The 25,316-nt window shown below is 68.9% G+C and carries 19 protein-coding genes and 1 tRNA gene; 3 read left to right on the top strand and 17 right to left on the bottom strand.

All coding sequences use genetic code 11. The annotated features are described in order from the left end of the window. Nucleotides 1-6: 6 nt before the first annotated feature. The 5 genes from P7V53_RS27520 to P7V53_RS27500 form a co-directional block, all read right to left on the bottom strand. Nucleotides 7-1,107, bottom strand: coding sequence for an AAA family ATPase (locus tag P7V53_RS27520; protein ID WP_280152674.1), 1,101 nt, complete (start codon nucleotides 1,105-1,107; stop codon nucleotides 7-9). 3 nt (nucleotides 1,108-1,110) lie between these two features. After that, nucleotides 1,111-4,821, bottom strand: a complete 3,711-nt coding sequence (locus tag P7V53_RS27515) for a DUF4132 domain-containing protein (RefSeq protein ID WP_280152673.1) — start codon at nucleotides 4,819-4,821, stop codon at nucleotides 1,111-1,113. 90 nt (nucleotides 4,822-4,911) lie between these two features. After that, nucleotides 4,912-5,826: an arginase gene (gene rocF, locus P7V53_RS27510; RefSeq protein WP_280152672.1), complete on the bottom strand. Its 915-nt coding sequence runs from the start codon at nucleotides 5,824-5,826 to the stop codon at nucleotides 4,912-4,914. A 13-nt stretch (nucleotides 5,827-5,839) separates the two neighbouring features. Beyond that, nucleotides 5,840-6,769, bottom strand: a complete 930-nt coding sequence (locus P7V53_RS27505; protein ID WP_280152671.1) for a TIGR00730 family Rossman fold protein — start codon at nucleotides 6,767-6,769, stop codon at nucleotides 5,840-5,842. A 51-nt stretch (nucleotides 6,770-6,820) separates the two neighbouring features. After that, nucleotides 6,821-7,573 carry a HesA/MoeB/ThiF family protein gene (locus P7V53_RS27500; RefSeq protein ID WP_280152670.1) on the bottom strand — a complete coding sequence of 251 codons (753 nt, stop codon included), beginning with the start codon at nucleotides 7,571-7,573 and terminating at the stop codon, nucleotides 6,821-6,823. An 83-nt stretch (nucleotides 7,574-7,656) separates the two neighbouring features. On the opposite strand from P7V53_RS27500, the gene P7V53_RS27495 reads away from it, so the two are divergent. Next, nucleotides 7,657-7,980, top strand: coding sequence for a hypothetical protein (locus P7V53_RS27495; RefSeq protein WP_280152669.1), 324 nt, complete (start codon nucleotides 7,657-7,659; stop codon nucleotides 7,978-7,980). A 62-nt stretch (nucleotides 7,981-8,042) separates the two neighbouring features. Here P7V53_RS27495 and P7V53_RS27490 read toward each other — a convergent pair whose 3' ends face one another. The 8 genes from P7V53_RS27490 to P7V53_RS27455 all read right to left on the bottom strand — a co-directional run bounded on the left by P7V53_RS27490 (nucleotide 8,043) and on the right by P7V53_RS27455 (nucleotide 18,863). After that, nucleotides 8,043-9,482 carry a S41 family peptidase gene (locus tag P7V53_RS27490; RefSeq protein WP_280152668.1) on the bottom strand — a complete coding sequence of 480 codons (1,440 nt, stop codon included), beginning with the start codon at nucleotides 9,480-9,482 and terminating at the stop codon, nucleotides 8,043-8,045. A 166-nt stretch (nucleotides 9,483-9,648) separates the two neighbouring features. Then, nucleotides 9,649-9,723: transfer RNA gene (locus P7V53_RS27485), tRNA-Arg, on the bottom strand. Nucleotides 9,724-9,769: 46 nt separating this feature from the next. Then, a complete protein-coding gene (locus P7V53_RS27480; protein WP_280152667.1) occupies nucleotides 9,770-14,011 on the bottom strand; it encodes a translocation/assembly module TamB domain-containing protein in 4,242 nt (1,413 codons plus the stop codon). A 10-nt stretch (nucleotides 14,012-14,021) separates the two neighbouring features. Beyond that, a complete protein-coding gene (locus P7V53_RS27475; RefSeq protein WP_280152666.1) occupies nucleotides 14,022-15,896 on the bottom strand; it encodes a BamA/TamA family outer membrane protein in 1,875 nt (624 codons plus the stop codon). Next, nucleotides 15,893-17,077 (bottom strand): VWA domain-containing protein, encoded by a 1,185-nt coding sequence (locus tag P7V53_RS27470; protein WP_280152665.1) that lies wholly within the window; start codon nucleotides 17,075-17,077, stop codon nucleotides 15,893-15,895. Before P7V53_RS27470 ends, P7V53_RS27475 begins: the two co-directional genes overlap by 4 nt. 106 nt (nucleotides 17,078-17,183) lie before the next feature. Beyond that, nucleotides 17,184-17,777, bottom strand: a complete 594-nt coding sequence (locus P7V53_RS27465; RefSeq protein ID WP_280152664.1) for a GNAT family protein — start codon at nucleotides 17,775-17,777, stop codon at nucleotides 17,184-17,186. Then, nucleotides 17,774-18,016 carry a hypothetical protein gene (locus tag P7V53_RS27460; RefSeq protein WP_280152663.1) on the bottom strand — a complete coding sequence of 81 codons (243 nt, stop codon included), beginning with the start codon at nucleotides 18,014-18,016 and terminating at the stop codon, nucleotides 17,774-17,776. Before P7V53_RS27460 ends, P7V53_RS27465 begins: the two co-directional genes overlap by 4 nt. 4 nt (nucleotides 18,017-18,020) lie before the next feature. After that, a complete protein-coding gene (locus P7V53_RS27455) occupies nucleotides 18,021-18,863 on the bottom strand; it encodes a MoxR family ATPase (RefSeq protein ID WP_280152662.1) in 843 nt (280 codons plus the stop codon). 86 nt (nucleotides 18,864-18,949) lie between these two features. Here P7V53_RS27455 and P7V53_RS27450 point away from each other — a divergent pair, with 86 nt between their 5' ends. Continuing rightward, nucleotides 18,950-19,615 (top strand): c-type cytochrome, encoded by a 666-nt coding sequence (locus tag P7V53_RS27450; RefSeq protein WP_280152661.1) that lies wholly within the window; start codon nucleotides 18,950-18,952, stop codon nucleotides 19,613-19,615. Nucleotides 19,616-19,771: 156 nt separating this feature from the next. Then, complete coding sequence (locus P7V53_RS27445; RefSeq protein WP_280152660.1) at nucleotides 19,772-21,349, top strand: ABC transporter substrate-binding protein; 1,578 nt, start codon at nucleotides 19,772-19,774, stop codon at nucleotides 21,347-21,349. Nucleotides 21,350-21,398: 49 nt separating this feature from the next. Here the strand turns inward: P7V53_RS27445 and P7V53_RS27440 are convergent, their stop codons facing one another. The 4 genes from P7V53_RS27440 to P7V53_RS27425 all read right to left on the bottom strand — a co-directional run bounded on the left by P7V53_RS27440 (nucleotide 21,399) and on the right by P7V53_RS27425 (nucleotide 25,254). Continuing rightward, complete coding sequence (locus tag P7V53_RS27440) at nucleotides 21,399-23,264, bottom strand: ATP-binding protein (protein ID WP_280152659.1); 1,866 nt, start codon at nucleotides 23,262-23,264, stop codon at nucleotides 21,399-21,401. Between the two features lie 18 nt (nucleotides 23,265-23,282). Next, nucleotides 23,283-24,002 (bottom strand): response regulator transcription factor, encoded by a 720-nt coding sequence (locus P7V53_RS27435; RefSeq protein ID WP_280152658.1) that lies wholly within the window; start codon nucleotides 24,000-24,002, stop codon nucleotides 23,283-23,285. 96 nt (nucleotides 24,003-24,098) lie between these two features. Further along, entirely contained in the window at nucleotides 24,099-24,551 is a 453-nt protein-coding gene (locus P7V53_RS27430; protein ID WP_280152657.1) for a MaoC family dehydratase, read from the bottom strand. An 85-nt stretch (nucleotides 24,552-24,636) separates the two neighbouring features. Beyond that, nucleotides 24,637-25,254, bottom strand: a complete 618-nt coding sequence (locus P7V53_RS27425) for a ParA family protein (protein WP_280152656.1) — start codon at nucleotides 25,252-25,254, stop codon at nucleotides 24,637-24,639. Between the last annotated feature and the right edge of the window lie 62 nt (nucleotides 25,255-25,316).

Here is a 25,316-nt window from a genome sequence, read left to right as displayed (position 1 = left end):
GCGGGCTCAGCGCTCGAGTTCCTTGCGCGCCTCCAGCACGCGCTGCCACTGCTTGTGGCGCTGCGCGCGCGGCCGCACGACGACGTCGAAGTAGTGGCGCAGCTTCTTGCCGTCGTCGGGGTTGTCCTTCAGCACCGTGCCGATCAGCTGGCGCGCGACATGCTCGCCGCCCACCGTGCCGTTGCCGAGGTAGTGCGCGTCCAGGCAGGCCGCATAGCCGACGGCCACCGCCTCCGCGGACGACATGACGGCGGTGGGCTTCTCCACCACCGTGCCCTCGCCGGTGACACCCTGGCGCAGGTCGTTGAACGCGGTCACCAGCAGGTCCACCACGTCGGGCGCGAGCTCCACGTCGACCTGCGCGTGCCGCAGCAGCTGTTCGGTCTGCTCGCGCACGAGCTGCGTCTCGAGCTTGCGGTCGGCGATCGGCTTGACGGTCTCGAAGTTGAAGCGCCGCTTCAGGGCGCTGGACATCTCGTGCACGCCGCGGTCGCGGATGTTGGCCGTGGCCAGCACGTTGAATCCGCGGGCGGCGAAGACGTTGGCGTCGGCACCGGTCAGCTCCGGCACATGCAGCACCTTGTCGGACAGCAGGCTGATCAGGCAGTCCTGGATCTCCGGCTGCACGCGCGTGATCTCCTCGAAGCGGCAGACGCGGCCGGTGCGCATGGCCTCGTACAGCGGGCCGCGCACCAGCGCGCGTGGCGTGGGTCCCTCGTTGAGCAGCAATGCGTAGTTCCACGAGTACTTGATCTGGTCCTCGGTGGTGCCCGCCGTGCCCTGGATGGTGCAGCCCGAATCGTGCGAGATGGCCGCGGCCAGCAGCTCCGACAGCATCGACTTCGCGGTGCCCGGCTCTCCGACCAGCAGCAGCCCGCGGTTGCTCATCAGCGTGACGATGCAGCGGTCGATCAGCGGATCGTCGCCGAAGAACTTGCGGCGCACGCCCAGCTTGTCGTCGCCGAGGATGAAGCTGCGCACCGCGCGGGGCGACAGCCGCCAGCCCGGCGGGCGCGCATTGCCGTCGCGTTCGGCGAGGCGGGCGAGCTCCTCGGCATGCACCTGCTCGGCGGGCGCGCGCAGCACGCCGGTCTGGGGTTGGCTCATGGCTCAGTACTCGCTCTTCTTGCGCCAGTCGGCGTGAAAGCCCGTGCCCTCGGCGGCGATCAGGCGAAGGTCGTTGTAGCACTCGGACAGCAGCACCTTGGGCACCTTGGCGAGCTTGAGCTTGCCGCTGCGATGGCTGTCAGGCTGCAGGCTGGCGAACGAGAGGCTCAGCAGCGCGACGGTGCGGTTCTGCTCGGGCAGCGGGTTGCCGGTGAACTCGAGCAGGGCCTGCAGGCCCAGCGTGGGAAAGCGCTTCTCGTAGGTCGTGAACCACCCGCCGTCCTCGGTGCTGCCGCGGGTATAGCCGAGCTTCAGCGCGCGGCCGCGCAGCGCGAACGTCTCCAGCAGATGGCCCTCGAAGTCGCCGATCTCCTCGGCCTGCGACTTTCCTTCGGGCAGCGCATAGATGCCCTTGCCGAGCTGCTGGAACAGCGGCGCGATCTCGTAGTCGGCGAGGTGCTGCTGCCATTGCCCGACCGCTTCGGCGCTCAGGATCGAGTCGTGCGCGACACGAACCCGCGCGTCGGGGGCGACGTGCACCGGGTTGTCGTCGCAGTCGGTCAGCGTGCCGTCGTCCAGCGGTCGGAAGGTCTGTACCACGCCGCCGTCCCGCGTCACCGCCCACACCAGGCGCTGGACCAGCCGCCGCACGATCGGATGCTGGTTGAGGTACAGCTCCCAGTCCTCGTAGCGCCAGTCGCGCTCGGTGCACAGCGCCTCGTACAGGCGCTCGGTCTGCTGGTCGACGATTCCCTTGATCTCCTTGCGCGCTGACGAGAAGGCCTTCTTCGCCGCCTTGGCGAGGTCCGCATCGTCGTCCTGGCGGGGTTCGGGCAGCGCGGCGATCTTCCTGCCGTCGGGGTTGAGCAGCTCGAGCTTGAAGTCGGGCAGCAGGCGCACGACGAACGTGCGCGGGCCGTAGCTCAGCTCCTGCGTGCCGGTCTCGTCGAAGCCGGCGCTGGGGATGGTGCGGTCGGCCAGCTCGGCCACCGACCAGCCGCGCCGCTCGGCCAGCGCCTCGGCCTGCTTCATCGCCTCTTCCTGGAAGCTCTTGGTGCGGAAGCGGTTGCCGATGGACAGCATCAGCTGCGTTGCCGAGGGATGCTCGACCCACGCCAGCATCGCGATCAGCGACTTGCCCTGCGATGCCCGCGTGCCGTAGTACTCCTTCAGGTAGCGTGCGACCGCCGGGGCCGCGCGCTCGTGGGCGCAGGCCGCGGCCAGCGCCAGCAGGCCCTTGCTCGCCGCCGCCGAACCCACCGGCATGCGCAGGAAGCCGGGCCGGCAGGCCGCGTACAGCTCCTCCACCGACTTGCCGAAGTTGGCGTCGTCCTTGTAGTACTGCGGATAGCGCTGCATCGCCGCATGCGTGCCTTGCGCGGAAGCCCGCGCCTGCCGCATCGCCTCCTCGGCGGAGATCGGCTTCACGTCCTCGCGCAGCCACGCCTCGAGCACGAACTGGCCGAAGGCCTCGCGGTCGCGCGGGTGGAACATGCGGCAATACTTGCGCAGCACCGCATTGGGCTCCGGCGACTTCTGCTTCGTCGCCTGCACGACGAAGGCGCGCAGCACGTCGGGGTCGACTTCCGACTCATCGTCGGCCCAGCGCACGCGCGGCATCGCGGCGAAGGGAAACCACTCGATGTCCTTGGGCAGTCCCTTGGCGAGCGAGGCGGCGGCGTCCTTGAGCAGAGCGCTGCGGTCGAGGTACTTCTCGACCGGCTGGCCGAGCGCCTCCAGCGCGTCGAGCATGGCGCCCTTGGCGACGTCGTTCTTCTCCTTGAGCAGCGCCTTCTCCAGCGCCGGCTGGGCCGCCGCGTGCTTCAGCGCGCCGAGCCACTGCGCGGCCACGGTGCGCGCCTCGGCCTTGCCGTCGGCCAGCGCGTTGGTGATGCGAAGCTCCTTGCCCGCGAGGTTCGACAGCGCCTGCTGTGCCGGGGCGCGCTCGGTCTTGGCCGATCCCAGCGCGAGGTCGAACAGCACGTTGACGATGGCATCGGGCGGCGCCGGCAGCGTCGCGATGGCGCGGAACAGCCCGCTGCGGTCGAACCAGTAGTGCTCGCGCATCAGCGTCGGGTTCATGTAGCGCAGCAGCAGCTCGACGTTGTGCGCGAAGAACGGCCACTGCGCCGCATCGCTCCAGTCGCGTGCCAGCGAGTGGCCCCAGGTGTTGCAGCACTCGCGCAGGAGCATCTCGGCGCCGTGGCCCAGCGGCTCCAGCAGCAGCTGCAGCTCGAGCAGCGTGGGACGTCCGCTCGCGCGGTGCATCGCGTTGAACGCAACGGCGAGCGAGCCGCCGAAGCGGCCATGGCTCGCGTCGAGCTGGCCCAGCACGTCCAGCAGCTTCACCAGCGCCTGAGGCGTGACACCGGGCGCCGCCGCGAAGCGCTCCAGCATCGGCATGAGCGGCGCGTGGTAGCTGAGGCGATCGACGCGCACCCGTTCCCTGGGGCTTCGCGGGACGTCGTCGGCCAGGTGGTCGCGCACGCGCTGCCGCTCGGACGGCGAGAAAGGCTTCCGGTCGGTGTGACGGTGCTTGTAGGTGCTGGACTGCGAGCGCCTCTCGAACTCGCGTCCCTGCCGGTTGACCTCTTCCACGCCGGCGTTCATGTCTTCCCACAGCCGGTCGAGTGCCTGCGAGACCGCATCGGTGAGCGTGTCGCGCCAGTCGATCGTGGGCAGCGTGTACTCGTAGCGGGTCGCCTCGACGGTGGGGGATGCGGCGCCTGCCCATTCGGCGAGCAGCGCCTGCGCGCTCGGTGCGTTGTCCGCTTCCGCGGTGCTGCGCGCGAAGGCGCGCAGGGCCTCGTCGTCGGACACGCGGGCCAGCTGCCAGAGCAGCCGCAGCGCGTTGACACGCTGCTCGGGCTTGGCCTGCGCGGCCAGATGCTTCAGCGCCACGACGCCCTCGGCCGCGACCTTGCGCAGCAGCGGCTCGGCCGCCGCGCGCACCTGCTTGCTCGAGCTGGTGGCCCAATCTGCCAGCTCGCTGGCCAGCGCGGCGAGCGCGTGCGGCGGGGCGGGCTCGAGCATCTTGACCATGTGCAGGCGTTCCTGCGCTCCGGCCGCCGACAGCAGCGGCCGGACATCCCCGACATGCCTGGCCAGCCAGTCGGCGTAGCCGGTGAGCTTGGCGACCTTCATGGCATTGCCGCCACCCCAGTAGCCCTGCTTGACGTTCGTTGTGAAGGCGGCCGCGAGCAGCGCGTGCGGCGCCAGGCCGCCTTCGACGAGCAGCGCCTCGATCGCGTCGGCGCTCAGGTCGGCGTGCGGATCCTCATGGCTGCCCCAGGCGTTGAATGCGGCACCGCTGGCATGGACCAGCAGCGTCTCGGGCCAGTGCACGCCATTGGCGAACGTGAGCTGGTAGCCGGGCGACTGAGATTGCCCCGCGGCCTCCAGAAGCTGCGCCCAGCGCAGCAGCACCCGCGGCGTAACCTTCGCGATGTCGCGGTACAGCTTCTTCCATGCATCGCTGCGTCCCTGCCAGGTGAGGCCCAGCTTTTCGGCGCAGGTGGGGCCCTTCGCGGCGGTGTGCAGCACGCCGATCGGCTCGCCGCGGCACACGAAATCGAGGATCTGCCGGGCCAGGTCGGCGTCCGCGGCGCGCAGCGGCTCGAGTGCTTCTTCCAGGCACCGCACCCAGCCGGATGGCACATCGGGCGGCAGATCGACCGACGTTCCCCCGAGCAGCTTCCCCACCCACTTGAGCATGCGCATCCCCCTCGCGTGGGGCGCATTTTGACGTGGGATCGGCGGCCCTCGCGTGAACGAAATCACGGCCCCGCGGCGAGGCCGCTGCGCTTACTTGCGCATCAGCGTGCTCTTGCCGAACAGGCTCTCGATGAGGTCGACCGCCACCTCGGCGGTGGCGTTGCGCACGTCCAGCGCCGGGTTCAGCTCCATCACGTCGAGCGAGGCGAGCCGGCCGGTGTCGGCGATCATCTCCATGCACAGCTGCGCCTCGCGGTAGGTCGGGCCGCCCTTGACGGTGGTGCCGACGCCCGGCGCCACGTCGGGGTCGAGGAAGTCCACGTCGAAGCTCACGTGCAGGTGGGTGTGCGCGTCCAGCGTCGCCAGCGCCAGTTCCATCGCGTGGCGCATGCCCATCTCGTCGATGTAGCGCATGTCGAAGACCTCGAGGTCCATCTCGTGCACGAACCGCTTCTCGCCGGCGTCGACGCTGCGGATGCCGATCTGGCGGATCCACTTCGGGCTGATCGCCGGGACATGGCCGCCGATCTCGATGAGCTCCTGCGGACCGTGGCCGCACAGGCAGGCGACCGGCATGCCGTGCAGATTGCCGCTCGGTGTGAGGATGTTGGTGTTGAAGTCGGCGTGCGCGTCCAGCCAGAGGATGCGCAGCTTGCGGTTGGTCTCGCGGCAGTGGCGCGCCACCGCGCTGATGGAGCCGAGCCCGAGCGAATGGTCCCCGCCCAGCAGGATCGGCAGGCGGCCCAGTGCGAGCTCGGCATGCACGGCGTTGTGCACCGCCTTGTTCCAGGCGACGACCTCCGCCAGGTGGCGGTAGCCGTCGGATGGCGGCAGCCACGGGTTGGCCGGGCCGGACAGGTTCCCACGGTCGACCACCTCGAGGCCGTGGCCCTGCAGCACCGGCACGATGTCGGCGACACGCAGCGCCTCGGGTCCCATGCTGGCGCCGCGGCTGCCCGCGCCGATGTCGGTGGGCGCGCCGATGATGCTGATCTGCTTGTTCATGGAGCCTTTGGATTCAGACGTTGCTGGCCAGATCGCCCTTCGTGCTTGTATCGCGCAGCTCGAAGCCGTAGTGCGCTTCCAGGATCTCCCACGCCTGCTCCGCGGTCTCGACGAAGCGGAACAGCTCGAGGTCCATCGCGCTGATCATGCCGGTGTCGACCAGCAGTTCGAAATTGACGAGCCGCGTCCAGAAATCGCGCCCGAACAGCAGGACGGGCCGGCGCCGGCACTTCCCGGTCTGGATGAGGGTGAGCGCCTCGAACATCTCGTCGAGCGTGCCGAAGCCGCCGGGGAAGCACACCAGCCCGATCGAGCGCATCAGGAAGTGCATCTTGCGCAGGCCGAAGTAGTGGAACTGGAAGCACAGCTCCGGCGTGATGTACGGATTGGGTGCCTGCTCGTGCGGCAGCACGATGTTGAGCCCGATGCTCTTGCCGCCGGCTTCGTGGGCGCCGCGGTTGCCGGCTTCCATGATGCCGGGACCGCCGCCGGTGACGACATAGATCGGCGTCGCCAGCCCGCGCGACTTCTCGGTGACGATGGCAGCGAAGCGCCGCGCCTCGTCGTAGTAGCGCGCCATGCCCATGTGCGCCTCGGCGATGCGCAGGGCGGTCGCGTTCTGCGCCGCCTGAGCGTCGTCCAGCAGGCGCTGCGCCACGTCGGACGGCACGATGCGCGCGCTGCCGAAGATGACGATGGTCGACTCGATATTCTGCTCGCTTTGCACCAGCTCGGGCTTCAGCAGCTCCAGCTGCATGCGCACCGGGCGCAGCTCTTCGCGCAGCAGGAACTCCGTGTCGGTGAAGGCCAGGCGGTAGGCGCTTTCGGGGCCGTCATAGCGTGACGGAGGCGCCTGGATCGTCGCGTCCTGCTGAGCGGTCGGGAAGTTGCGGGCGGTCAGTTCGCCGCGCTGTGCCGGCCCGTTGTTTTTCTCTTTAGCCATAGGCGGCAGCTTAACCCCAGCTCGTGTCCACAAGGCGGTGGTGGTGGCCGTTCATCGGTGCCCCGCGCAGACCGGGCAATGCGGCTGGCGCGCGACCCGAATCTCGCTCCACTCCATCGTGCGGCCATCCAGCATCTGCAGCCGTCCGGCCAGCGACGCGCCGACGCCGGCGAGCAGCTTGAGCGCCTCGGCGGCCTGCATCGTGCCGACAATGCCGACCAGCGGCGCGAACACGCCCATGGTCGCGCAGCGCACCTCCTCGAACGCTGCGTCAGGCGGGAACAGGCAGGCGTAGCAGGGCTTGTCCGGCGAGCGCGTGTCGTACACCGAGATCTGCCCGTCGAAGCCGATTGCCGCGCCGGAGACCAGCGGCTTGTGGTGGCGCACGCAGGCTGCGTTGACGGCATGGCGGGTCTTGAAGTTGTCGGTGCAGTCGATGACCACGTCGGCGGCCGCCACCAGCGTTTCGAGGCGAACGGCGTCGGCGCGCTCGTGCAGGGGCACCAACCGGATTTCCGGGTTGATGGCGCGCACCGTCTGCGCCGCGGACGCTGCCTTCGGCGTGCCGATCCGCGACAGGTCATGGGCGATCTGCCGCTGCAGGTTGGTCAGGTCCACGGTGTCGTGGTCGATGACGGTGATGGTGCCCACCCCGGCCGTGCCGAGGTACAGCAGCACCGGCGAGCCGAGCCCGCCGGCACCGATCACCAGCGCGTGGGAGGCCAGCAGCCGCTGCTGTCCCTCGACCCCCAGCTCGTCGAGCAGGATGTGGCGCGAATAGCGCAGCAGCTGGTCGTCGTTCATGGGACCAGCATACCCAAGCCCGGCCTTGAGCACCGGCGAATCGCCCCTACGTAGGCAACGATGTCGTGCTGCAAAGGAGTGACATGAACGCGACCCCGTCGAAAGCAATTCCCGACCGCCTCGCGGTGGTGGTCACGCTCGCCCACGTGCTGGAGCAGCTCGAAGCCAGCCGCACGTCGGTCGGCGCCGACCAGTACCGGTCGGTGGTGCGGCGCCTGGCTGACGAACTGGCTTCAGTTCCCGCCGACAGCGCGCTGCGTGCGGTGCTGGATGCACATCCAGCCGCCTCGCAGCTGTACGAGAACCTGAACTACCGGCACGCCGGGCTGTGTCGCTCGCCGCTGGAGCACGCCCTGGGGGCGGAACTCCGGGCCAAGGAGGCCATCGAGCGGGCGCGCCGGCGCTGATCGGCCGGCAGGCACAAAGCAAAACGCCCGCGTCAGCGGGCGTTTTTTCATGTCGGCGAAGATCAGTTCGTCTCGACTTCGGGCTTGCGCTCGGTCAGCGTCTTGCTGACGGCCACCGTCTTGCCTTTCAGGCGATTCAGCGCCTGGGCGAGCTGGAAGTCCTCGGTGCTGCCGAACTCGGGCAGCGGCTTGGGCGGCGTGGTGCTCTTGGCCGCTTCTTCCTCGAGGCGCTTGCGGGCATCCTCGCGCGCCTTGTCGCGGGCCGCATCCTTCTGCTCGGCGCCCTGGCCGCTGATGAGGTGCTTCTCGAGGTCGGCTTCGCGCACGCGCAGCGCGGCAAACAGGTTGCCCTCGGCGGTCTCGTCGAGCATGACGTCGGGCACGATGCCCTTGGCCTGGATCGACTTGCCGGTCGGGGTGTAGTAGCGCGCCGTCGTGATCTTCAGCGCCGTCTCGGGCGACAGCTGGCGGACGGTTTGCACCGAGCCCTTGCCGAAGGTCTGCGCGCCCATCACGGTGGCACGCTTGTGGTCCTGCAGGGCGCCGGCGACGATTTCGCTGGCGGATGCGGAGCCTTCGTTGACCAGCACGACCAGCGGCACCGTCTTCAGCGCTTCGGGCAGCTTGCGCAGCGGGTCTGCGCCGCCGCGGCGCAGATAGAACTCGGGCGAGGCCTTGAAGACCGCCTTCGACTCGGCGATCTGGCCGTTCGTCGTGACCACCACCGCGTCGTTGGGCAGGAAGGCGGCCGAAATCGCCACCGAGGCTTCGAGCAGGCCGCCCGGGTCGTTGCGCAGGTCGAGCACCAGACCCTTCAGGTTGGGCTCCTGCTTGTAGATTTCGTCCACCTTGCGCACGAAGTCGTCGACGGTGCGGTCCTGGAACTGGCTGACGCGGATCCAGCCGTAGCCCGGCTCGACGAGCTTGGCGCGAACGCTTTGCACGCGGATCTCTTCGCGGGTGATGGTGACCGGGAAGCTGCGGTTTTCGGCCTTGCGGAAGATGGTCAGGACCACCTTGGTGCTCGGCTCGCCGCGCATGCGCTTGACGGCCTGGTCCATCGTGAGGCCCTTGACGACGGTGTCGTCGATCTTGGTGATCAGGTCGCCGCTTTTCAGGCCGGCGCGGAAGGCGGGCGAGCCTTCGATCGGCGAGACTACCTTGACCAGGCCGTCTTCCATGCCGATCTCGATGCCGACGCCGACGAACTTGCCGGTCGTGCCTTCACGAAATTCCTTGAAGGTCTTCTTGTCGAAGTATTGGGAGTGGGGATCGAGGCCGGCCACCATGCCGGTGATCGCGTCGGTGATGAGCTTCTTCTCGTCGACCGCTTCGACGTAGTCCTTCTTGACCATGTCGAAGACGTTGGCGAGCTGCTGCAGCTCCTCGTAGGGAAGCTGGGAGACGGAACTGCGGGCGATGGCCTGCAATTGCATCGTCGCCAACGCCCCCGCCACGGTACCGAGTGCAATCCAACCGGCAACCCTCAGCTTGGCACCCATGACTTTCCCGCTTCCTGCTTGAGATAAAAACTTCACTCGCGACCCAGTATAAAACCACAAAGGCCGGCTTGGAGCCGCGCAACTGCGCGGAAGTTCACGGGTTTTCCTGCATCGCCCGGCATTTACACATCGAGCGAAATGACCGGGCGGGGCCGACGGAAGTGCCTGGTCCCGCCGACAGGAATCGAACCTGTATTTGCCGCTTAGGAGGCGGCCGTTCTGTCCATTGAACTACGGCGAGGCGACGCGGATTTTGGCATGCGGCCCGAGGCGCCCCGCCTTGCGGCTCACTGCCAGCGCCAGGTCCAGATGACGTCCAGAGAGCTGTCGGCGCCGGCCTGCGCGCGCAACGTGAAGCGTCGGGCGATGCGGTAGATGAGCTGCCAGTTGCCGGTGGTGGCGGTGAGGCTGCGCTCGTAGCCGACGTACCAGCGTTGCGAGATCTGCTTGCCGAGCGAGATGACGGTCTCACGCACCTCGCCATCGGTCTGCCGCAACGACACCTCGTCGAGTCCGAGCGCCTTGGTGAACTGGTCGGTGGCGCCCCCGCCTTCGCCGGCCAGCAGGGCCATGGCGGCGCGCTGCAACAGCGCGGTGTCGGTGCGGCCCAGGCTGTCGCCGCCGCGGCCCAGCACCAGCCACGACAGCTTGTCCATCTCGGCCATCTCGGGCTCGGAGAACAGGCGCACCCTCGGGTCCAGCGCCGTGCCGCTGACGATCACGCCGACGCGCACGTCGAGGTTGGGACGGGTGGCCTCGATGTCCAGCCGCGGGTTCTCCGCCGGTCCGTTGAAGATGATCCTGCCGCGGTCGATGCTCAGCTTCTGGCCGTAGGCAGCGTAGGTGCCGTTCACGGCCGCGACGGTGCCGTTGAGCGCCAGGTGGTTGCCCGGCGACGTGATGTGCAGGGCGCCGCGCAGGTCGGTGTCGATGCCGCGTCCGCGCAAATGCAGCGCGCTGCCGAGGTCGACCTCGAGGTTGAGCTTGACGGTGTGCTCCGGCGCCGGGTTCGGCGAAGGTGCCTGCGGCTCGGCCGTCGGCGACGTGCCGCTGCCGTTGCTGTTTCGGCGCACCACGACCACGTCGTCGGACAGCCGAGGTGCGTCGGAACGGCTGAAGTCGATCAGCCCTTCGTCGATGACGAACTTTCCGTCCAGCGCCAGCGTCTCGCGGTCGAGCTGCATCTCGGCCCGGCCCGTGGTGACGATGCGCCGGTCCACACGTCCCAGGAGCTGGAACCTGTCGGCCTGCAGCTTCAGCACCGCCTTGGGGGCCTCGCCGAGCGACGCATTGCCTTCGAGCCTGACGGTGCCCGCGCCGGCCCGCGCGCTGAAGCGCTCGATGCGCGCCGTAGGACCTTGCAGCAGCACCGCCACGTCGCCGTCGCTGACGTTGACGCCGAGCAGGAAGTTGCGCACGCCGATGCCGCTGCCGCGTACCTCGCCGGTGTATTCGGGGGCGTTGAAGCGCCCGGCGATGCCGGCGCTCGTGCGCAACGCCCCGTTGAGCCGCCAGCCCGCGGGAAGCCAGGGACCCCAGGTGCCGAGATTGGCGACCTGCACCTCCAGCACGCCCTGGATCGGCGTGTCCGGCGGCGGCCAGGTGTTCTGCGGCGACGTGCGCGCGATGACGGCGCCGGCCGCGACGCCCAGCGTGCTGCCGGCCAGGCCCTGGGTGAAGCTCCACACGCCGTTGTCCACATGCAGCCCCAGCCGAAGGTCGCTCAGTCCGAGCGCCTGCGTCTTGCCGGTCTCGTCGGTGACCACGAGATCGCCGCGCTGGCGCTCCAGCACCACGTCGGCGCTGAAGGCCGGTGCGCTGCGCAGGTCGAGCCGGCCCACCACGGTCAAGTCGCCGCCCCAACCGAAATCCGGCTGGAAGCGCGCGAGCAGCGGCGCGACCGGAAGCGGCTCCAGCTCGGCCTGCGCCTCGATCTGCGCCGGCCGGTTGTCCGCTCCTGCCTGCCACGCGACGCGGTTCCAGCGCAATGCGGCGCCCAGCACCTCGGCCCGGCCCGGCTGCACGGCCAGCCGCATCGGACCGCCGGCCCACTGGAGCTCGAGACCGACGTCGCGGGTGCGCAGCCAGGGCAGCGCGTCCGGGAGCGTGCTGCGCAGCTCGATCTGCTGGATCTGCCCGCGCCAGCCGGTCCATGGCGCGGGCGCGTCGCGCGCCGTCGGTCCGCCGATGGCTGCGCCGCGGGCGCTGAAGACGCCGACGCTGCGCGAGGCGGGTGCCGGCGCGCTCGCCGCCGCGGCCGGTCCGGCTGGCCGGGGCTGGAACGCGTCGGTCCACGCCGGCGGCAGCGCCTTCGTCTCGGCGTGCAGCTCGACACTGTGGGCGCGCATCGTTCCCCGGGCCTGCAGCGTCGCCGATTCGATGGGCGGCGTGCCCTTGAACAGCGCCTGCGAGAACGCCAGCTGCGCCAGCGAGGCCTGCACGTCGACCACCGCATCGGCCGCGCCGCTGCCGCGCGCGTCGACCTGCCAGCGTGCCTGTGCCTGCTGCACGCGCGTCTGGCCGACGCGCAGCCCGCTGGCCTCGAGCTCGCCCTGCGTCGCGATGGCGGGCCAGCGCCCGGCGATGGTGGCGCTGCCCTTCGCGCTGCCGGCGAGCGCAGCTTCGCCGGCCGGGGTGGGTGCCGTCTGCCACAGCGGCGCGAGCTGGTCGAGCGCGGGAGCCGTCAGCACGAGCTTCCATTGGTCGGACGCCGCCTGCCGGCCGGTGCCGAGGCGCCCGTCGGCGCTCACGCTGTTGCCGGCGGCATCGAGCTTCAGCGAGGCCTGCACGCCGCCGCCGTCTCCGCGCAGCGCGGCATCGGCGGTCAGCGGCACGCCGGCCAGCACGCTCTTCGCGATGCCGACGTGGGCCTTGCCGCGGATGGCGGCCAGCTGGTCGACCCACGGCACGCCGGCTTGCGCGATCGGCACGCTCAGGTCGAACTCGCTGCTCGCATTGAGGCGGTTCGGGCCCTTGCGCAAGGGCGTGCCTTCGCGGCCGGGCCACCAGGGGGCCGGGTCGAAATCGACCAGCGTGCCGCTGCCCTTCAGCTGCCAGGGCGCGGTGGCGGTGTCGCGCGTCGCGAGCGCGGTGAGCGTGGCGCGTGCGCTGCCGGCTGCCGCGCGCGCCTCGCGCAGATCGATTCGCTTGAGGGAGCCCGCCGCATCCAGCTTGACCGTCGCGCTGCGCGCTGCACCGGCAGCGGTGAATTGCCCCGCGAAATCCGCCTTCAGCTCGAGGGTGGCGGCGTCGATGCCGCGGTCGAAGTCGGTGCCGTGCGCCGTCAAAGGCCCGCTCAGCCGCATCGTGGGCGCGCGGGCGTCGAGCTGCGAAGGCTGCAGCTCTTCCAGGTGCAGGTCGAGATCCCAGCGCCCCGGGGTCCAGCGGCCGTGGCCCTGAAGGCGACCAGCCGCCTGTTGCTTCGTGCCGAGCTCGGCGGCGAAAGTCTGGAGATCCAGCGTGCGGGGATCGTTGGGCCGCGCCCGCGCATCGAGCGACAGCGTGCGCAGCGGCAGGCGGCCTTCGTTCCAGCGGCCCGCTTCGGCGTTGGCCAGGCGAGCGCTCAGCGTGGCAGGCTGGTCGAGGGCGGTGGTCTGCGCCTGCGCGTCGCCGCTCAGAGAGGTCACCGGAGCGTTCGCCAGCAGCGCCGACAGGTCGAGCGCCTGCGTGCGCGCCTGCAGCTCGCCGAGCGGCCAGGCGGCGAACGGCCGCAGCCCGGCGCGCAGATCAAGGGACTGCGCGGGACGCCCACCGGCAGGCTGCGCGCGCACCGTCGCCGTGAGCAGCGGCTGGGCAAGCGGGCCGGCGAGCGCTGCCTGCGCGCGCCAGGCGGTGGCGTCGGCGGCGGCGTCCTGTGTGAGTTCGGTTTGGACCTGCAGCCCGAACGGTGCATCGGTCGCGATCCCTGCGGAGCCGCGTGCCTTGAGCTTGTCCCAGGCGAGGCGGAGGTCCTCGACCTGGTGGCGCGAGCCGCGCTGCGCGCCGAAGTGAACGCGTGCCTGCAGATCGCGCAGCGGCTTGTCCCCCAAGGCCGCGAGATGCAATTCGCCGATGCGCAGCGCGGCGACGTCGAGCTCCACCGGCGCGCGCAGATGAGCCGGTTGCCGGGCTGGCTCCTTCTTGCTGTCCGACGGAAGCTGCACCTCGACACGGCGTGCGCTCAGCGCGTCGATGACCACCCGCGCCCGGTAGGCCATCCACGGCGCATGCTCGACGCGCAGCCCGCGCCAGGCCACGTCGTCGAGCAATACCTTGCCGCCGCCGGGAAGTCGGAACTCGACCTGCGCGGCTTCGAAGTCTCCCCACAGCGTCCCCTTGCCGCCGCTGATCTTGAGTCCCGGCACCCGCGAGAACAGCCAGGCCGTGCCGCTGTCGCTGCGCACGGCCCACCAGAGGCCGCTGCCGGCCGACACGACGATCAGCAGGACGGCGACCAGCAGGGCGCCCACCAGCCAGGCGACGCGCCGGCGCCAGCGAAATCGCGGCGGCAGCGCCGGAGCGGCGGAAGCGGGTGCGTCGTCGATCGTCATCTGGAGGGCCTCAGAACGCGATGCCCACGCTGAGGTGCAGGCGCAGCTTGCGGATCTCCTGACCGTAAGCCAGGTCCACTCGCAGCGGGCCCACGGGACTGCGCCAGCGCAAGCCCACGCCGTATCCCACGACGGGATCCAGGTCCGGCCAGTGGTCGGCTGCCTGCCCCGCATCGACGAAGACGGCCCAGAGGAACTGCGGCCGCTTCGGCGAGATGGGACGCGCGACCTCGACACTGCCGGTGGCCATCACGCGGCCGCTGGTGATGACGCCGTTGACGATGGGCCCGAGCGTGCGATACGCGTAGCCGCGCACCGATTCGTCGCCGCCCGCACGAAACAGCAGCGTGTCCGGCACCCCCACGTGGTCGGCGGCGAATACCTGGCCGGCTTCGGCGCGTGCGGTGAGGTACCAGCGCGGCGGCTGGTCCTCGTCGTTCGGTATCGGCCGGTACCAGGTGAAGCGTCCGAAGGCCCGCGTGAACGGGCCGCGGCCCTCGGTGATGCCGCCCTCCTGGATGTCGCGGCCGATCGCATAGCCGCCGGCGCCCTGCAACGACAAGGTGATGCCCTTGGTCGGCAGCAGCACGCTGTCCACGCGGCGCCAGATCCAGTGGTAGTTCAGCGAGACGGCTTCGCTGCTGGCCGAACCGGCGGCGGTGTCCAGGCGCGCATGCGTGAGCTCGGCGAAGTACAGCCGCTCGATGTGCGGTGTTTCCTGCGTGCGGCCGACACGCGCCGTCCAGCTGTTGCGCACCTCGTCCGCGGCCTCGAGGTGCTCAGCGCTGCCCGAGAGCAGGTTGCGGTACAGGCCGACCAGCGGGTGCGACGTGAGCTCGCCCTGCCACGACTTCAGCGACGGGCCCAGCTCGAACTTGTTCTTCGCGCTCATGCGCTGGCCGAACACCCTTCGGTGCACATGTTCCAAGGTGAGCCGCGGCCCGACATTGGCGCTGTAGCCCACGCCCGCGGTCGCCTGCTGCAGCGGAAGCTCCTTCACGCGGATGCGCACCGGCGCGGCCTGGTGGGTGGCGGGGTCCGGATCGATCTCGACGACGGCGCCCTCGAACAGGCCCACCTTCTGCAGCCGCTCCTGATAGTCGAGCAGCAACTGCTCGCTGTACGGCTGCCCGGGATGGAACGTGGTGAGGCGGCGCACGTCCCGCTCGTCGTAGCGCTGCAGACCTTCGATGGTGATGGGCCCCAGCTTGTACAGCGGGCCGCTGTCGGCCACGACCTGAAGCTGCACGGAATTCGTCTGGGCATCGACCCGCGCCGTGGTGGACAACCAGGTTGCCGCGGGGTATCCCTCGGCGCGCAGCCGCGCGATGGTGACGTTCTTCGCCTCGTTCCAGGCGGCCTGGCGAAACGGCTCGTCCCCCTTCAGCGGCCAACGTCGGCGCAGCGCGGCCAGCTCGACCACAGCGTCCTCGTTGTCGGCCTGCACCGACTTCTGCAACTCGCCGGTCACGTCGACCTGCCACTTCTCGATCGTCGCGCGCGGACCGGGGACGACGCTGACGCGGATGACATCGAGGCCGGAAGCACCGGCGCTGCGGCTCACGCGGACGTCGGCGTTGAAGTAGCCCTCGGTCTCGAGCAGCGAACGCACCTGCGAGGGCGAGGCGGCGACCAGCCGGTCCAGCTCGACGCCGGTGATCGTCTCGGTCTCCGGTGCGCTCTGGAAGCGCGCCAGGTCGAGGTAGGTCTGGAGCAGCTGACGCAGGTTGCCGGGCGCTTCCACCTCGAGCTGGTAGGTCGGTGGCGCGGGCCTGGCTGCGGCCTCGCCGGACTTCTTCGACCAGAAGGGCAGGCTGGAGCAGCCGGCCAGCAGCCAGGTGAGGAGAGCGACCAGCGCCGCGAACCGCAGCGCGCGCCAGCTCATTTGCTGAGCAGCCGCATCGCTCCCTCGAGCCCCTGCAAGGTCAGGGGAAACATGCGCTGGTTCATCAACTGCTGGATGACCGCGATGCTCTGCCGGTAGCCCCACACACCCTGCGGCTCCGGGTTGATCCAGGCGAACTTCGGGAACGCATGCGTGAGCCGCTGCAGCCATTCGGCACCGGCTTCCTCGTTGTTGTATTCGACGCTGCCGCCGGGCTGCAGGATCTCGTACGGGCTCATCGTCGCGTCGCCGACGAAGACGAGCTTGTAGTCCTTGTTGTACTTGCGGATGACGTCCCAGGTGGGGAACTTCTCGCTGTAGCGGCGGCGATTGTTCTTCCACATGAAGTCGTAGACGCAGTTGTGGAAGTAGTAGAACTCGAGGTGCTTGAACTCGCTCTTGCAGGCGGAGAAGAGCTCCTCGACGCGGTGGATGTGCTCGTCCATCGTGCCGCCCACGTCCATCAGCAGCAGCACCTTCACCTTGTTGTGGCGCTCCGGGACCATCTTGATGTCGAGGTAGCCGGCATTGGCGGCGGTGGAGCGGATGGTGTCGTCGAGGTCGAGCTCCTCCTCGGAGCCTTCGCGCGCGAAGCGGCGCAGGCGGCGCAGCGCGACCTTGATGTTGCGCGTGCCGAGCTCGAGCGTGTCGTCGTAGTCCTTGTAGGCGCGCTGGTCCCACACCTTCACCGCGCTCTTGTTGCGCCCCTTGTCCTGGCCGACGCGAATGCCCTGCGGGTTGTAGCCGTAGGCGCCGAAGGGCGAGGTGCCCGCAGTGCCGATCATCCGGTTGCCGCCCTGGTGGCGCTCCTTCTGCTCCTCGAAGCGCTTCTTCAGCTCTTCCATGAGCTGCTCCCAGCCCATCTTCTCGATGGCGGCCTTCTCCTCGGCGCTGAGCTCCAGCTCGAGCTTCTTCTGCAGCCATTCGAGCGGGATGTCCTGCGTGAAGTCGGCCAGCATCTCGACGCCCTTGAAGTAGGCGGCGAAGGCCCGGTCGAACTTGTCGAACTGCGCCTCGTCCTTCACCAGGGAAGTGCGCGCGAGGTAGTAGAACTTGTCCACCGTCGGGCCGGCATCGTCGTCGATCACGCCCGACTTGATCGCCTCGAGCAGCGTCAGGTATTCCTTGACCGAGACCTTGAGCTTGGCCGCGCGCAGCGTGAAGAAGAAGTTGATCAGCATGACCGGGACGTCATTGGCGCGAAGGCTCACGAGGATACACGCCTATGCGCCGGCCGGCGTGGGGCGCACCCCTGCGGAATGCGGGTTGCCGTCGGCCGGCGGGCTCCTAGCGCGGGCGGGTCAGCAGCCAGCGCAGGTGGGCCTTCGCCTCGGGCCATTCGCCGGCGGTCATGCTGTACATGACCGTGTCGCGCACGGTGCCGTCGCGGCGCGGATGGTGATGCCGGATCACGCCGTCGCGCTTGGCGCCCAGGCGCTCGATGGCGCGCTGGCTGGCGAAGTTGTAGTTGTCGGTGCGCCAGCCGACGAGCTGCGCTCCCAGCGTCTCGAAGGCATGCGTCAGCAGGAGCAGCTTGGCGCTGGTGTTGACGTGCGTGCGCTGCATGCTCGCGGCGTACCAGGTGTAGCCGATCTCCAGGCGCGAGACGGCGGGAACGATGTCGTGATAGCTCGAGCTGCCGATGACACGTCCGCTCGCGACCTCGATCACCGCGAAAGCGAGGCGGTGCCCTTCGCCGTGGTGCTTCAGCGCGGTCTCGACGTACGCGGCGGTGTTTTCCGGCTCCGGCACGCTCGTGAAGCGCAGGTTCCACAGCTCGCCGTCGGCCGCCGCCTGCAACAGGCCCTCGACGTGGTGCATGCCGAGCGGCTCGAGGCGCACGCGTTCGTCGGCAAGGCTGACGGGCTCTACGGGCTTCATGGCTTGTGCTCCTCCTCGCGGGCCGCAAGGCGGGCCCTGAACGCGCGCGCCGCGCGCAGGCCGATGCCGCCGCCGATGCCGACCATCAGCAATCCGACCATGACCGACCCGCCGTAGCCGGGCGCGAGGAAGTCGAATCCGAGCATGCGCGCGAGCCATGCGCCGGCAAGGCCGCCGATGAAGAAGCCCGCCGCGTCGGTCAGGCCTTCGATCAGGGCACGCGATCCGTCCGAGGCCATGGGATCAGCGGTTGTGCCGCTGCATGAACACCAGCTTCTCGAACAGCGACACGTCCTGCTCGTTCTTCAGCAGCGCGCCGACCAGCGGCGGCACGGCGACCTTGTCGTCCTTGCTCTGCAGCGCCTCGAGCGGGATGTCTTCGGCGACCAGCAGCTTGAGCCAGTCCAGCAGTTCCGAGGTCGACGGCTTCTTCTTCAGGCCCGGCAGGTTGCGCACCTCGTAGAAGTTCTTCAGCGCGGCGCCGAGCAGTTCTTTCTTCAGACCGGGGAAGTGCACACCGACGATGCTCTTCATCGTGTCGGCGTCCGGGAAGCGGATGTAGTGGAAGAAGCAGCGGCGCAAGAACGCGTCGGGCAGCTCCTTCTCGTTGTTGGAGGTGATGAACACCAGCGGTCGGTGTTTCGCACGGATGAGCTCGCGCGTCTCGTAGACGTAGAACTCCATGCGATCGATCTCGCGCAGCAGGTCGTTCGGAAACTCGATGTCCGCCTTGTCGATCTCGTCGATCAGCAACGCGACCGGGTGCTCGGAGGTGAAGGCCTGCCACAGCACACCCTTGACGATGTAGTTGTGGATGTCCTTCACGCGCGCGTCGCCCAGCTGGCTGTCGCGCAGGCGACTCACCGCGTCGTATTCGTACAACCCCTGCTGTGCCTTGGTGGTGCTCTTCACGTGCCACTGCAGCAGCGGCATCTCGAGCGCCTGGGCCACCTCCTCGGCGAGCATCGTCTTGCCGGTGCCGGGTTCGCCCTTCACCAGCAGAGGGCGCTTCAGCGTGATGGCGGCGTTCACCGCGAGCATCAGATCCTGGGTGGCGACGTAGTTGTCTGTGCCTTTGAACTTCATGAAGCGTCCGACTCGGGAGGTGTCAGGCCAGTATAAGTGCCCCCCCTATAATCCCGCGTTGCCCTGAACCCCGCTTGCCCGATCCCATGAGAACGCTGCTTGCTCCCGCCCTGGTCTTCATCACCCTCGTCGCAGGCACCTGCGGCGCCTTCGCGGAAGATGTCAAAGCCAACGCCCTGGCAGGCGAGAAAAAGGCCGCGATGTGCATCGGCTGCCACAGCATTCCGGGCTACCAGGCCAGCTTCCCCGAGGTCCACAAGGTGCCGATGCTCGCGGGCCAGAACGCCAAGTACATGCAGGGCGCGCTCGCCGCGTACAAGTCGGGCGACCGCAAGCACCCCACGATGAAGGCGATCGCCGCCTCGCTGTCCGACCAGGACATGGCCGATCTCGCCGCCTACTACGAGTCGCTGCCCAAGACCAAGGTCACGGTCGAGGCCAAGCCATCGGTCCAGCCGTCGCGCGAAGTGGCCGCGCTGCTGCAACGGGGCAACTGCGCGTCCTGCCACGGCGAGAACTTCAGCAAGCCTACCGACCCCTCCTTTCCCAAGCTGGCGGGGCAGCACAGCGACTACCTGTATGTCGCGCTGAAGGCCTACCAGGTGCAGCGCAACGCGCAGGTCGGCCGGGCCAATCCGGTGATGAGCGGCATGGCCGCCGGCTTCAAGCCGCATGAGCTCAAGCAGCTCGCCGAGTACATCGGGTCGCTGCCGGGCGAGATGCAGGTGGTGCCGCAGCCGCGCTTCCGCTGAAGTCGCCGCATTCCCGAGAAGCCGCTGCGAACCAGCGGCTTTTTTTCGCCTTGGCCGGGCCCGCGAGCGGGCTGCCTGCGCGCCCCGCGATTTCCCGGAGTCCGCCCCGGTGGGGGACTCCTACACTCGTCGCTTCCTCACCTCTTGGGAGTGGCCATGAAAGCTTGGTTATTGGCGCTGTGCACTGCCGCGTTGGCGAGCGGCACCGTGCAATCTCAGACCCTGCGCTGGGCCAGCCAGGGCGACGTGCAGACGCTCGATCCGGTGTCGCAGAACGAGTCGTTCACCAACGCCATGAACGGCCAGGTGTACGACTACCTGGTGGCGCGCGACAAGAAGCTGAACATCGTTCCTTCGCTTGCCACCGAGTGGAAGCAGGATGGCCCGCTGAAATGGACCTTCAAGCTGCGTCGCGACGTGAAGTTCCACGACGGCCGCCCCTTCACCGCGGACGACGTGGTGTTCTCGGTGAACCGCGCCAAGGAGCCGACCTCTCAGATCGCCAACTACGCCGGCGCGCTGGGCGATCCCAAGAAGATCGACGACTACACCGTCGAGTTCAACCTGCAGAAGTTCAATCCGATCTTCCTCGAGCACCTGAATTCGGTGTTCATCATGAGCAAGTCGTGGAGCGAGGAGCACAAGGTCACCAAGCCGCAGGACTTCACCAACAAGGAAGAGACCTACGCCGCGCGCAATGCCAACGGCACCGGCCCCTACATGCTCGTGAGCCGCCAGCCCGACGTGAAGACGGTCTACAAGCGCAACCCCAACTACTGGGGAAAGATAGAGGGCAACGTGCAGGAGGTGGTCTATACGCCGATCGCCAGCGCGGCCACGCGGGTGGCTGCCCTGATCTCCGGCGAGCTCGATTTCATCCTCGATCCGCCCTCGACGGATCTCGAGCGCCTGCGCGCCACGCCCGGCGTGAAGGTCATCGACGGCATGGAGAACCGCGTCATCTTCATCGGGCTGGACCAGGCGCGAGACGAACTGCTCTACAGCAACGTGAAGGGCAAGAACCCGTTCAAGGACGTGCGCGTGCGCCGCGCGATGTACCAGGCGATCGACATCGATTCCATCCGCACCAAGCTGATGAACGGCAAGGCCGTGCCCACCGGCGCGGTGGTGCCTTCGCCGCTGGGCAGCTTCAATGACCCGGAGATCGAGAAGCGCCTGCCGTACGACCTCAAGGCCGCGCGCAAGCTGATGGCCGACGCGGGCTACGCGGACGGCTTCGAAGTGACGCTCGACTGCCCGAACAACCGCTACATCAACGATGAACGCATCTGTATCGCGCTGGCCAACATGTGGGCGCAGATCAAGATGAAGGTCAAGGTGAACGCGATGCCCAAGAGCACCTACTTCCCGAAGCAGGAAAAGCTCGACACCTCGCTGTACATGCTGGGGTGGGGCGGCTCGGTCACCGATGCGGAGACCACGTTCACGCCGGTGTACCGCAATCGAGCGCCGGGCGGGATCGGGTTCTACAACCGCGGCAACTACAAGGACGACGAGCTGGACGCGTTGTGCGCCGCGTCGACCGAGGAGGTGGATCCGGCCAAGCGCAAGGCGCTGATCAAGAAGGCCTTTCTGCGCCACAACGACCAGGTCCACCACATCCCGCTGCACCGCCAGTTCATCCCGTGGGCCGCGCGCGGCGGCGTGGAGGTGGTGCACCGCGCCGACAACTGGCTCGAAATCCAGTGGGTGAAGATGCAGTCGCCGAAGTGACGGGACGGGCCGTCGGCAGGACGGCCCGCCGGACACGCGCTGCTGGAATTCACGTCGAGGCGCCAGCCTTCACCTTCAGCTTGAACGCGATCATCGCGCGCAGCTTGTTGGGCACCACCGGCTTGATCAGCAGGTGGAAGTCCTTTTCCTGCGCTTCACGGTCGAGCGTGCTCATCGTGCTGCCCGTCACCACGATGGCCGGCAGAGGGCCGAAGCGTTCGCGCAGGGCGACGATGGCGTCGACGCCGTTGGAGCCGTTTTCCAGCCGGTAGTCGACGATCAGCAGATCGGGCCGGGCGGACGCATCGGCCTGCCGCGCCCACGCACTGGTGGCCGCGACGCTGTCGAAGGACACGAGGCTCGCGCCCCAGCCGCGCAGCAGCGCCTCCAGTCCGCTGCGCACGGCCGGCTCGTCTTCGACCACCACGATGGTGCGGCCGTCGAGCGTGAGGCCGGCGGGCGTCTTGCTGGTCAGCGCCGCGGGCGTCGCCTTGACCAGCCGCCCCACCGGAAGCTCCAGCGAGAACACCGTGCCGCGGCCAGGCTGCGACCGCAGTGTGAGCGGCGCGCCGATCAGGTCGGCCAGGCGCTTGACGATGGCCAACCCGAGCCCGAGACCCTTGCGCTGCTGCGGCGCGCCGTTGCCGGGCACCTGGTAGAACTCTTCGAAGATGCGCGACAGCTCCTGCTCCGGGATGCCGACGCCGGTGTCCCACACCTGCACCAGCAGCTTGTCGCCGCGGCGCCGGCAGCCGACCAGTACGGTGCCGTCGTTGGTGTAGCGGATGGCGTTGGACACCAGGTTGCGCAGGATGCGCTCGACGAGCAGGGGGTCGGCGTTGGCCACGTGGTGGCCGCCGCGCAGTCGCAGTCCGAGGCCCTTTTCGAACGCGGTGGGCTCGAAGTGCAGCCGCAGCTTGCGAAAGATGTCGCCGACCTCGAAGGAGCGCGGATTCACCTCGACCCCGCCGGTGTCGATGCGCGTGATGTCGAGCAGCTCCGAGAACAAGCCCTCGAGCGCATCGACCGAGCCGTTGATGCTGTTGACCAGTTGTGCCACCTCCTCGTCGTGGCTCTTGTTGCGCAGTGCCTCGGCGAACAGGCCCATCGCGTGCAGCGGCTGGCGCAGGTCGTGGCTGGCAGCGGTGAAGAACTGCGTCTTCGCGCGGTTGGCCACCTCGGCTTCATGGCGCGCGTCGTCGGCGGCTTGCTTCTCGGTGCGCAGCTGGGCGAGCAGTTCGTCGGCGTGGACCTTGAGATCGATCTCTCGCTGCAGCGCCTGCCGGTAGTTGCGCGCCAGCACCGCCGTGAGGCCGAAGATGAGGAACAGGATGCCGGCAAGCTGCCAGCTCTGCACGCTGCCCTCGCTCGCGATGCGGGCCGCCATCGGCACGAAGCACAGCGCGGCGTAGACAAGGAACACGCGCGGCTGGGTGGCCAGCACCGGCACGGCGGCGGCACAGAACGTGTACACGGTGACGATGAGGCCGATCTGCTGGGCGCTCTCGCCGCGGAAGAAGAAGATCCATGCGGTCGACCCCCACAGCGCGCCGGAGGTCAGGGTGCCGGCGTTCCAGTACAGCAGCCAGCGTTTCCACTCGGCCGGCGTCTGCGGCTGGGCCGAGCGGAACCGCTGCCACACGAAGACGCGCGCCAGCCACATCGCCGTGAAGGCGGCCAGCCACGGCAGCATCACGCTGGCCGGCGTGGCGCTCCAGAACAGCATGCAGATCACGCCGATGCCCGCGATGTAGCCGAGCAGCGTGGCCGGCATGTAGTCGTAGACGCTGCGCACCACCTCGGTCAGCGTGGACGAAGGCGGCGGCGCTGCCGACGGAGCGTCGCGCTCGGCGTCGGCCGGCAGCGGCGCGACCAGGGCGCCGAGCATGCGGGCGGGGGTTGCGTGCTTCGGCATGGTGGGCCTGGGCAGATGCTAGTGCGATCGGCGCAGCGGGTGGAAGCCGCCGGGCTGCTGCGCCATCTGGCTGACGGCCAGCACCGCCTGCGTGCGTGAGCTGACGTTGAGCGCGCGCAGCACGGCGGCGACGTGGTCCTTGACGGTCTCCACGGACAGGCCCAGCTCGCGGGCGATGAGCTTGTTGGGCTGCCCCTGCAGCAGCAGCCCCAGCACATCGGTCTGGCGCGGCGTGAGCCCGAGCGACTCGATGGCCAGTGGCTTCTGGAAGCCGGCCTCGTGGGCGCCGCGACCGACCTCGCGCAGCACGCCGGGCGCGTCGCCGCGCTCGCCGGGCCGCTCGCTGCCCATGGTCATCGGCGGCACGTAGATGCCCCCGGACATGACCATGCGCAGCGCCTCGAACAGTGTTTCATTGGACGCCCGCTTGGGCACGAAGCCCATGGCACCCAGGTCGATGGCACGGATGACGTCGCTGGCGCGGTCGCTGGCCGACACCACGACGACCGGCAGCGCGGGGTAGGCGCCGCGGAACTCGGTGAGCACGTCGAAGCCGTCGGCATCGCCCAGCTGCAGATCGAGCAGCACCAGATCGAAATCGGGCGTGCGCTGCAGCGTTTCGCGCGCGGCGCGCGCGCTGGCGGCGCCGACCACCGTGACGTGATCACCCAGTCCCTGGATGACCGATTGCAACGCCGACAGGATCAGCGGATGGTCGTCGATCAGCAGCACCTTCATCGCATTCCCCTCTGGCCGTCCAGCGTGGATCGTATAAGAGCGCTGGCGGCGGCACAGCACCCCGGGAGGGGGACGCGTGGTCGTGGGAAGGGGGATTCAGACGAAGCGACGCGTCACGGACTCGGCGACGCACACCGGCTTGGGCGAGCCTTCGCGCTCCATGGTCGCTTCCATCGTGAGCTGCGCGCCGCCGTCGAGCGGTTCGTAGGCCAGCAGCTTGAAGCGCCCGCGCAGGCGGCTGTCCACCGGCACCGGAGCCGGGAAGCGCACGCGGTTGAGTCCGTAGTTGACGCCCATGCGGACATCCGCGATCTCGATGGCCGAGGCGGCCATCTCGGGCAGCAGGCTGAGCGTGAGGAAGCCGTGCGCGACCGGGGCGCCGAAAGGGCCCGCCTTGGCGCGCGCCACGTCGACGTGAATCCATTGGTGATCGCCGGTCGCATCGGCGAAGAGATCGATGCGCTTCTGGTCGACGGTGATCCAGTCGCTGGTGCCGATCTCGTGGCCGACCAGGGCTTGCAGGTCGGCGAGCTTGTCGAAGTGCTTCATGGGGGTGAAGAAAGCGGGGAGAGGGCAAGGATGGCGCAAACGTGCGCGGCGCGCTTTCGCGGGGGAGACACGAACCGGCGATGCGTCAGCGATCGAGCCATTCGCCGATCGACTGCCATTGCTCCAGGTCGCGCTGCACGCGGCTGGGCGCGACGTCCCACAGCGTGAGTCCGCGCGCGGCGAGGTGCACGTAGTTCTGCGTGTCGCGCAGGTAGCCGATCACCGGCACGTCGAGCGTGCCCAGGAAGTGACGCAGCTGGTCGGCCGAGATGGTGCCTTCCTTGAAGCGCATGCCCACGATGCCGACCTGCACGCCCCCGTGCTTCTTGCGCGCCAGGATCTCGCGCAGGAAGTCGTGCGTGGCATGGATGTCGAAGATGCTCGGCTGCAGCGGCACCAGCACCTTGTCGGCATGCCGCATCACGGCTTCGAGGCGCTTGTCGTGCAGGCCGGCCGGCGTGTCGAGCACCACGTGCGTCGTGCCCTTGGGCGGGCGCACGATGTCATCCTGCGAGACCTCCCAGGCCTGGATGGCGGGCACCCCCGCGGGCCTCAGCTTCAGCCACATCCGCGACGACTGCTGCCGGTCGACGTCGCCCAGCATCACCGCATGTCCCTTCGACGCGAAGTAGCCGGCGACCTGCGTGGCCAGCGTGCTCTTGCCGACGCCGCCCTTCGGGTTGGCGACCACGATCACCGGCATGTTGGGCTCCCGGGAGGTTTGCTATGGGGTTTCGGGTTATGTTAGCGGCGACCCCCGTCCCG

The sequence above is a fragment of the Piscinibacter sp. XHJ-5 genome (assembly GCF_029855045.1).
Classification (GTDB): domain Bacteria; phylum Pseudomonadota; class Gammaproteobacteria; order Burkholderiales; family Burkholderiaceae_C; genus Albitalea.
This window is presented reverse-complemented; position numbering and strand designations above follow the sequence as displayed.

Excerpts from the sequence above, each read along its gene's own strand:
- P7V53_RS27520 (WP_280152674.1), bottom strand. The coding sequence starts at position 1,107 with ATGAGCCAACCCCAGACCGGCGTGCTGCGCGCGCCCGCCGAGCAGGTG.
- P7V53_RS27515 (WP_280152673.1), bottom strand. The coding sequence starts at position 4,821 with ATGCTCAAGTGGGTGGGGAAGCTGCTCGGGGGAACGTCGGTCGATCTG.
- rocF (WP_280152672.1), bottom strand. The coding sequence starts at position 5,826 with ATGAACAAGCAGATCAGCATCATCGGCGCGCCCACCGACATCGGCGCG.
- P7V53_RS27505 (WP_280152671.1), bottom strand. The coding sequence starts at position 6,769 with ATGGCTAAAGAGAAAAACAACGGGCCGGCACAGCGCGGCGAACTGACC.
- P7V53_RS27500 (WP_280152670.1), bottom strand. The coding sequence starts at position 7,573 with ATGAACGACGACCAGCTGCTGCGCTATTCGCGCCACATCCTGCTCGAC.
- P7V53_RS27495 (WP_280152669.1), top strand. The coding sequence starts at position 7,657 with ATGAACGCGACCCCGTCGAAAGCAATTCCCGACCGCCTCGCGGTGGTG.
- P7V53_RS27490 (WP_280152668.1), bottom strand. The coding sequence starts at position 9,482 with ATGGGTGCCAAGCTGAGGGTTGCCGGTTGGATTGCACTCGGTACCGTG.
- P7V53_RS27480 (WP_280152667.1), bottom strand. The coding sequence starts at position 14,011 with ATGACGATCGACGACGCACCCGCTTCCGCCGCTCCGGCGCTGCCGCCG.
- P7V53_RS27475 (WP_280152666.1), bottom strand. The coding sequence starts at position 15,896 with ATGAGCTGGCGCGCGCTGCGGTTCGCGGCGCTGGTCGCTCTCCTCACC.
- P7V53_RS27470 (WP_280152665.1), bottom strand. The coding sequence starts at position 17,077 with ATGCTGATCAACTTCTTCTTCACGCTGCGCGCGGCCAAGCTCAAGGTC.
- P7V53_RS27465 (WP_280152664.1), bottom strand. The coding sequence starts at position 17,777 with ATGAAGCCCGTAGAGCCCGTCAGCCTTGCCGACGAACGCGTGCGCCTC.
- P7V53_RS27460 (WP_280152663.1), bottom strand. The coding sequence starts at position 18,016 with ATGGCCTCGGACGGATCGCGTGCCCTGATCGAAGGCCTGACCGACGCG.
- P7V53_RS27455 (WP_280152662.1), bottom strand. The coding sequence starts at position 18,863 with ATGAAGTTCAAAGGCACAGACAACTACGTCGCCACCCAGGATCTGATG.
- P7V53_RS27450 (WP_280152661.1), top strand. The coding sequence starts at position 18,950 with ATGAGAACGCTGCTTGCTCCCGCCCTGGTCTTCATCACCCTCGTCGCA.
- P7V53_RS27445 (WP_280152660.1), top strand. The coding sequence starts at position 19,772 with ATGAAAGCTTGGTTATTGGCGCTGTGCACTGCCGCGTTGGCGAGCGGC.
- P7V53_RS27440 (WP_280152659.1), bottom strand. The coding sequence starts at position 23,264 with ATGCCGAAGCACGCAACCCCCGCCCGCATGCTCGGCGCCCTGGTCGCG.
- P7V53_RS27435 (WP_280152658.1), bottom strand. The coding sequence starts at position 24,002 with ATGAAGGTGCTGCTGATCGACGACCATCCGCTGATCCTGTCGGCGTTG.
- P7V53_RS27430 (WP_280152657.1), bottom strand. The coding sequence starts at position 24,551 with ATGAAGCACTTCGACAAGCTCGCCGACCTGCAAGCCCTGGTCGGCCAC.
- P7V53_RS27425 (WP_280152656.1), bottom strand. The coding sequence starts at position 25,254 with ATGCCGGTGATCGTGGTCGCCAACCCGAAGGGCGGCGTCGGCAAGAGC.